General features: G+C 52.1%; 3 protein-coding genes and 1 pseudogene. 2 read left to right on the forward strand and 2 right to left on the reverse strand.

Going from position 1 to position 7,230, the window contains the following annotated elements; genetic code table 11:
- Positions 1-2: 2 nt before the first annotated feature.
- Together ACKI5T_RS04255 and ACKI5T_RS04260 are read right to left on the reverse strand one after the other, a co-directional pair.
- Positions 3-629 carry a helix-turn-helix domain-containing protein gene (locus tag ACKI5T_RS04255; protein WP_407435766.1) on the reverse strand — a complete coding sequence of 209 codons (627 nt, stop codon included), beginning with the start codon at positions 627-629 and terminating at the stop codon, positions 3-5.
- A 91-nt stretch (positions 630-720) separates the two neighbouring features.
- A pseudogene (locus ACKI5T_RS04260) lies at positions 721-3,494 on the reverse strand (autotransporter outer membrane beta-barrel domain-containing protein).
- A gap of 473 nt (positions 3,495-3,967) precedes the next feature.
- Here ACKI5T_RS04260 and hemB point away from each other — a divergent pair.
- The gene (gene hemB, locus ACKI5T_RS04265) at positions 3,968-4,942 is read left to right on the forward strand and encodes a porphobilinogen synthase (protein WP_407435768.1); all 975 of its coding nucleotides are present in this window, start codon (positions 3,968-3,970) and stop codon (positions 4,940-4,942) included.
- A gap of 120 nt (positions 4,943-5,062) precedes the next feature.
- Positions 5,063-6,808: a lysophospholipid acyltransferase family protein gene (locus tag ACKI5T_RS04270; protein WP_407435770.1), complete on the forward strand. Its 1,746-nt coding sequence runs from the start codon at positions 5,063-5,065 to the stop codon at positions 6,806-6,808.
- The last annotated feature ends 422 nt before the right edge of the window (positions 6,809-7,230 follow it).

Here is a 7,230-nt window from a genome sequence, read left to right on the forward strand (position 1 = left end):
GTTTAATACTCCGCGGGCAAACGGTGAATACTGACCAGTTTGCCCCGATTCATATTGATATAATTTCCCTTACGCAACGCGGCCAGCACCTCCGCAACAACCGAGCGCGAAATACCTGTACTTTGCTGAATGTGATGCATCACGCCTATTTTTGAGCGCAGCGTTTCATCCCACTCTGCCATAACCAGCAACACTGACCTGATCTGGCTGTAGGAGTTATTTCCCACCAGGTTCATGTCCCGCTTTTCCATCATTAGGTTAATCCATGACAGCCAGCCAAATGCATCCCGCCAAAGATGAAATTGCTGGAGACAATGATGCGTGGTTATTGCTGGCAGATAAAATCCTGTGCAGGGCGATTGTGCAATCAACGTATATTCCTGACGTTTTTTTACCATGCCAGCCGTCAGGCCGAAAATGAAAGGCGCCTTCACGATTCCAACAAGTAAATCGTCAGTTTTTCGATGGACTGCCACGACACCCGTCTGTAAAAACCAAGTGTGATGATCGTCGTCATAAAAGCCATCACCAAGAATTTGCTGAGGAGAAACGCTGAAAGGAGTGCTTTCGGCTTTCAGACACTGTTCAAGCCGCTTAAATTCAGAAAGGGGTTTCGCGTGGGGATTCATGCAGACCTCAAGGCATCCATACTTATCGGTTCTGTTTCATTATTATCGAGTGATAAAAAAAGCGGGGATGAACCACCCCCGCTTATTGGCATTACCAGGTGTATTTCACACCCAGATTTGCGCCCCAGTTTTGGTCAACATCACCGCCACCCAGGTAGTTTGCACCGGTATAGGTGCTAAAGTTTTTCGTGAAGCTAAACTGTGTGCCCAGACCCACACGTACAGCGGAACCTTTTACCCCGTTGTCAATGTTGTCCCCGTTAACATCCGCATCGTTACCCGCATCGTCATAGACATATGCCAGAGTGAAGTACGGTGTTAATGCCTGCTCGCTACCGTAATTAAAGGTGTAGCCCGCATTAAGACCCGCTTCATAACGCATACTGTCGTAAGACTGGCCGTCTACTTGCATGTTGTTACTTAACTGATAGTCATCGCCTGACTGGAACAGACCCGACACTGCCGCATACGGCGTAATGTAGCCTGACGCGTTGGGTTTCCAGTCGTAGCCGAGCTTCAGACCAAAGCCCCAGGCATCCGTGGTGGTGTTGCCGTCCACGTACTGATCGTTGCTCATCGTGGCAGTAAGATCGTTGTTAAAGCGAGAGTAGCTCAGGGAGCTATCAATAAAGATATTGTTAGCAAAATATGCAGAGGAATAGATCATCGCCGTCTGGCTATCCTGATCAACCTGACCAGACCCTGGCTCATATCGCCTTTTGCAAAGCCCGCCGCGCCCCCGACAATCCATTTAGCATTATTGCCATCAATCTGCGTATCCAGACCGACCATAATACCGCTGACGTCCTGATCGTAGCTGAGAGTGCCGTTATCGCCGTTGAAACTGCCACCGAAGTAGCTCACCCACGCACCACCGTTATCCGCAAGACCGTGACGACTGTTGGTCAGACGCGAGCCCACTGTGTCCTGCTGCAGATTCCAGATATTGGTGTTCGCGGAGGGGATGCTCAACGCCATATTTGCGTAGTCGGTCAGCGCTTCCTGATGAAGAACAACGGTATCGCCCTTCTGCTGCGCCTTGTACTTATATGCGCCTAAATCGGCTGTATTTGCCGCCGTAAAGCTCGCCTGAGTATCCGTGTTGTTGTCATACACGCGGATGATTTCGGCGTTCTTGTAATCAGCGACAGAACCCGCACCCGTCGCATTATCGATACGCACTTTATAGTTGCCCGCGACGTCACCGTTCACCGCCAAATGACCATCAGAGTTGAGCGCCACGACACCATAGTCGTAATCCGCTTTGCTCGTATCGTTGGTAACATAACGCGCATTGTTCAGATCGGAATTCAATACCTCATCGCGACTGGCTACATTCAACACGCCGCCGTCGGTCAGCACCATGCTATGAGTGTCAACCTGACCCAGACCCAGTGCCAATTCTGCACCATTATCCACAGTGATGGTATTGGCATAGAGCTGCGCCGTTTCTTCCGTCAACGTGGTCAGGCTATAGCTGTCCAGATAAAGGCTATCCGTGGCAACGGCTCCACTGTCACCAATATTCAGCGACGAGCCGTTGGTCATTGTGATGCTGTCCGCGAGAAGACCCGAGTTTTCCACGTTGACCTGCGAGTGATTATTCACCGTCAGCTTATCAATGTTAGAGGTTTTACGCGTGTCCCACTCGGAACCGTTATCCAGCGTCACGTTGAACAAGCCGCTCTGATACACCTCTTCGCCAGAGACGTGACCGTCGCTGTTGAAAGTGGAATCCGGCCAGATGCTGTTAGGTGACAGCGTGGTCCAGTCAGCGTCACTGTAGCCCAGGCCATACATTTGCGCGGGGCTGATAGCCTCAACGCTCGACTGCGCTGCGCCCACCCATTTGCTGCCGTTAGTCAGGGTGACATCCAGTTTATCGGTGTCGTCCCAGCCGTTGGTCGTCGGGTTATAGATACCATCGTCGGTGGTGTCAGTCGCCGGATCGCCGTTCTCAAAGAAGTTGTTATCAAATGTGCTCGAGAAAAGAATATCCCCTGTCACGGTAGAGTGATCGAACGTTGCCGTTGTCTGCATCGCGTTATCTACGTCGCTCGATGCCACAATTAATGCCGCGTCATCCGCAGCCGTGGCATTGGTTTCGCCGTAATCACTTGGCTTCGCACTTTGGCCGTAAAAACCGCTCGTCCCCAAATCGCTGTAAGCACCAGAGGTTAACACTGAATCTTTGACTACCAGCGTATCGGTAAAGATGTTAGTGCTATTTGCGACGCCTTCAGTACCATCATAAGGGGTATTATCCAGCTCCTGATATCCCTGCGTTAGCGTAATACCAGCAACGTGCGAGTTATTTTGAATAACAATATCGGACTCGACATCAAGAGTAATCGCATTACCGAGCGCGTAAGTATCCTGATAATGCGTTTCGGTATTATCGCCATCAATAACATCATAAGCATAATGCTCATAGGCATCATTAATCGTCGTATTATCGACTGTCAGGCTAAAACGATCATATTGCGTATGCGTTGTACCGTCTGGGTCAACGCCATTATCGCAAGACGTGGTCATGCATTTAGAGGTAATCATTCCATTGATTGTGCTATTAGAAATGCTCAGCGCATTCGCACGGCCATTAATTCCATCGTCAAGATAGTAGCTGGAAATAACGCCATTCACCGTGGAATTATTGATAACGGGATAGATATCACTGTCATGTGTAGCATCAGAGCTATCCCAGTCAGCGTACCCATTATACCAAGGGGTAGTTACGGTATTGTCATACCCGAAAGTATCGTAAGTGCTGTTGGAGATATCTTTAGCATTAGCCTGAGAAGCGATAGCCAATGTGCAGGCTAATGCAATTTGAGATACCACGAGTTTCTTTTTCCATGTTTGCATTGAGTCATCCCTCCTCAGGGACGTAAGCAGTTTTTCCGTCAAAACATAAATGCGACATAATATATTGCGAAGGGAATTATGCAGTCTGAATTGAAAAAGGTTCAATGAATGATTCAATTAAGTCCGTATCCAGACAATAATCATAAAAAATAAAAACAAGGAAGAAGTGAAACGAGAAAACGCTATAAACACAATAAATTACACCAGGATTATATTATTTCAGGAAATATCAGCTAGCCATATATATATACCTAAGCAATACAACCACGGATTTTGAGAATTAATATGAATAGATGCCAGTAACCTTGATAACCGATGTAAAATCACGCGCGATAATGCCTTTGCACGTTTTAACGACATTCCAGGGTACAGGGTTCCCCCATTCTTGCCTTCATAAGAACCACTTTCGTAAAACAGCATGCAGGGATTTCGAGTACACTATCCCGCATTGTTCTCCAGACATCAGGCATATCATGACCGATTTAATTGCACGTCCCCGTCGCCTACGCCAATCCCCTGCGTTGCGCGCTATGTTTGAAGAGACAACACTGGCCTTAAACGATCTGGTGTTGCCGATTTTCGTCGAAGAAGAGATCGATGACTACAAAGCCATCGACGCGATGCCAGGCGTGATGCGCATCCCCGAAAAGCATCTGGCGCGTGAAATCGAACGCATTGCCAACGCGGGGATCCGCTCAGTGATGACTTTCGGCATCTCGCACCACACCGACGCCACCGGCAGCGATGCGATGAAAGAAAATGGTCTGGTCGCGCGCATGTCCCGTATCTGCAAAGAGACGGTGCCGGAAATGATTGTCATGTCCGATACCTGCTTCTGCGAATACACCTCGCACGGCCACTGCGGTGTCTTGTGCGATCACGGCGTCGATAACGATGCAACCTTGCTGAACCTGGGCAAACAGGCGGTCGTGGCTGCGGCTGCCGGGGCGGATTTTATTGCGCCTTCCGCCGCAATGGATGGTCAGGTGCAGGCAATCCGTCAGGCGCTGGACGCAGCGGGTTTCACCGACACCGCCATCATGTCCTACTCCACCAAATTCGCCTCCTCCTTCTACGGCCCGTTCCGTGAAGCCGCAGGCACGTCGCTGAAGGGCGATCGTAAAACCTATCAGATGAACCCGCTCAACCGCCGCGAAGCGATCCGCGAATCCCTGCTCGACGAAGCGCAAGGCGCAGACTGCCTGATGGTCAAACCGGCGGGCGCTTATCTGGATATTCTGCGTGATATCCGCGAGCGCACCACTCTGCCGCTAGGTGCCTACCAGGTAAGCGGTGAGTACGCAATGATCAAATTCGCCGCACAGGCCGGGGCGATTGACGAAGAGAAAGTCGTTCTGGAAAGTCTTGGCGCGATTAAACGCGCAGGCGCGGATCTGATCTTCAGCTACTTCGCACTCGATCTGGCTGAGAAAAAAATCCTGCGTTAACGCGCTCGCCCCTCTCCTGAACGGGGAGGGGAATCGCCCCCTCATAAAACTTCACCCAACTGCAATACAAACGACATCTCGCCCTTCTACTGTCTCGGCAAGACGGTAGGAGAAACCCTCATGTTTAGTCTCGATAGCGTTCTTGATGATCTTTGGCCTCAGGCGAGGCCCGCACCCTGGCAAAAAAGTCTGTTAAAACGGTTATTCCACGAAGAAGAGTTCCAGCAGTTCGCCGCAACCCACCGTCACCTGAAAGGGCTGGATATGGTGGAACAGGTTCTTGAACACCTCGATATTATCTGCACCATTCCCGCTCACGACCTCGAACAAATCCCTGAACATGGCCCACTGGTCATTATCGCTAACCACCCCACCGGCACGCTGGACGGTCTGGCGCTGATGTACGCCGTGTCGCGCGTTCGCCGCGATGTCAAAGTGGTGACCAATCGTCTGTTATCGCACCTCGAACCGCTGAGTTCGCTGTTTATCCCAGTGGATAACATGGGCGGTAAAACGGCCAAATCCTCGCTGATGCACATGGAACAGCATCTGCAAAACGCGGGTGTGCTGATTTTCTTCCCCGCTGGCGAAGTCTCGCGCCCAACGCGCACAGGTATTCGCGATAAAAAATGGCACTCGGGGTTTATCAAACTGGCGAACAAACTGCGTGTGCCGCTGCTGCCCATGCACATTCAGGCGCACAACAGCCTGCTGTTTTACGCCAGCACGCTGGTATCCCCTACGCTGTCGATGCTGCTGCTCATGCAGCAGATGTTCCGCCGTCAGCACAGTCGATTGCCGATCAAAATCGGGCAGCAGATTGCCTGGAGCCAATGGTTCAGCGCCACGCTTTCACCTCGTGAGATGGCCGAGCAGTGCCGCCAGCATGTGATGCGTCTTGGCAAGGGACTGCCGGGAACGTTCAAAACGCAGTGCGCGATTGCGCGCCCGGAAGACCGGGCAACGCTTAAGCGCGAATTGATGCGCACCGAATGCCTCGGCACCACCAGCGATGGCAAATCGATTTACCTGTGGCAGCGCAACGGGCAGGAAGACGCCCCGATTTTGCGCGAACTGGGGCGGTTGCGCGAAATCTCCTTCCGCGCCGTGGACGAAGGCAGCGGAAAGCGTCGGGACACCGACAGCTATGACGACGATTACCTGCATTTGATTCTATGGGACAACGACGATCTGGAGATCGTCGGTGCGTATCGTTTTATGCCCACGGCAAAACAGGTCGAAGATCGGGGACTGGGCGGGTTGTACAGTTTCAGCTTGTTCCAGTATGACGACAAAATGGAAGACGTACTGGAACACGGGATCGAGCTTGGCCGCAGCTTTATCCAGCCGCGCTACTGGGGCCGCCGTGGTCTGGATTATTTGTGGTCAGGGATTGGCGCTTATCTGGCGCGTTACCCGCAGTATCGCTACCTGTTCGGCCCGGTTTCGATTTCAGGCGGACTGCCCCCCGCCGCACGCGATCTGCTGGTGGCATTTTACCGTCTGTGGTTTCCGGCGAACCATCCGTTAGCCGTGTCGCGCCAACCGTATCCCGCGTCCTTGCCTGACGTACTCGCCCAATTTGACGGTCAGGATTACGTCGACGACCTGACAAAGCTAAAATCCCTGCTCGGCAATCTGGGCTGCGGCATTCCACCGCTCTACAAACAGTATTCCGAGCTCTGCGAACCGGGTGGCGTGCAGTTTATCGATTTCGGCAGCGATCCGGCCTTCAACAACTGCGTGGATGGGCTGGTGCTGGTGGACTTGTGTTATCTGAAAGCAAATCGCTATCAGCGGTATATTGGGGTGCATTCTGAGGGGCATCATACGACGCAGTGTCAGGATTCTCTCCCTCTCCACTAGGGAGAGGCTTGGGTGAAGGGTAACAGGCGGTTCTGCTTTTCTCCCTCTCCATTTAGGGAGAGGGCTGGGGTGAGGAGGAACAGGCGGCTCTGCTTTTCTCCCTCTCCATTTAGGGAGAGGGCTGGGGTGAGGAGGAACAGGCAGCTCTGCTTTTCGCCCTCTCCATTGGGGAGAGGGCTGGGTGAGGGGGAACAGGCAGCTCTGCTTTTCTCCCTCTCCATTTAGGGAGAGGGTTGGGGTGAGGGGGAACAGGCGGCTCTGCTTTTCTCCCTCTCCATTTAGGGAGAGGGCTGGGGTGAGCAGCTGTGTTCAAAGTCAACGGCTGACTGCTATTCTGCCACCCATTTTTTATTGTCCCGCACCATCGCATTCAGGATTGTCACCAGCTTCCTGACACAGGCCGTCATCGCCACCTTAAACGC

The organism is Lelliottia sp. (assembly GCF_045627565.1).
Lineage (GTDB): Bacteria > Pseudomonadota > Gammaproteobacteria > Enterobacterales > Enterobacteriaceae > Enterobacter.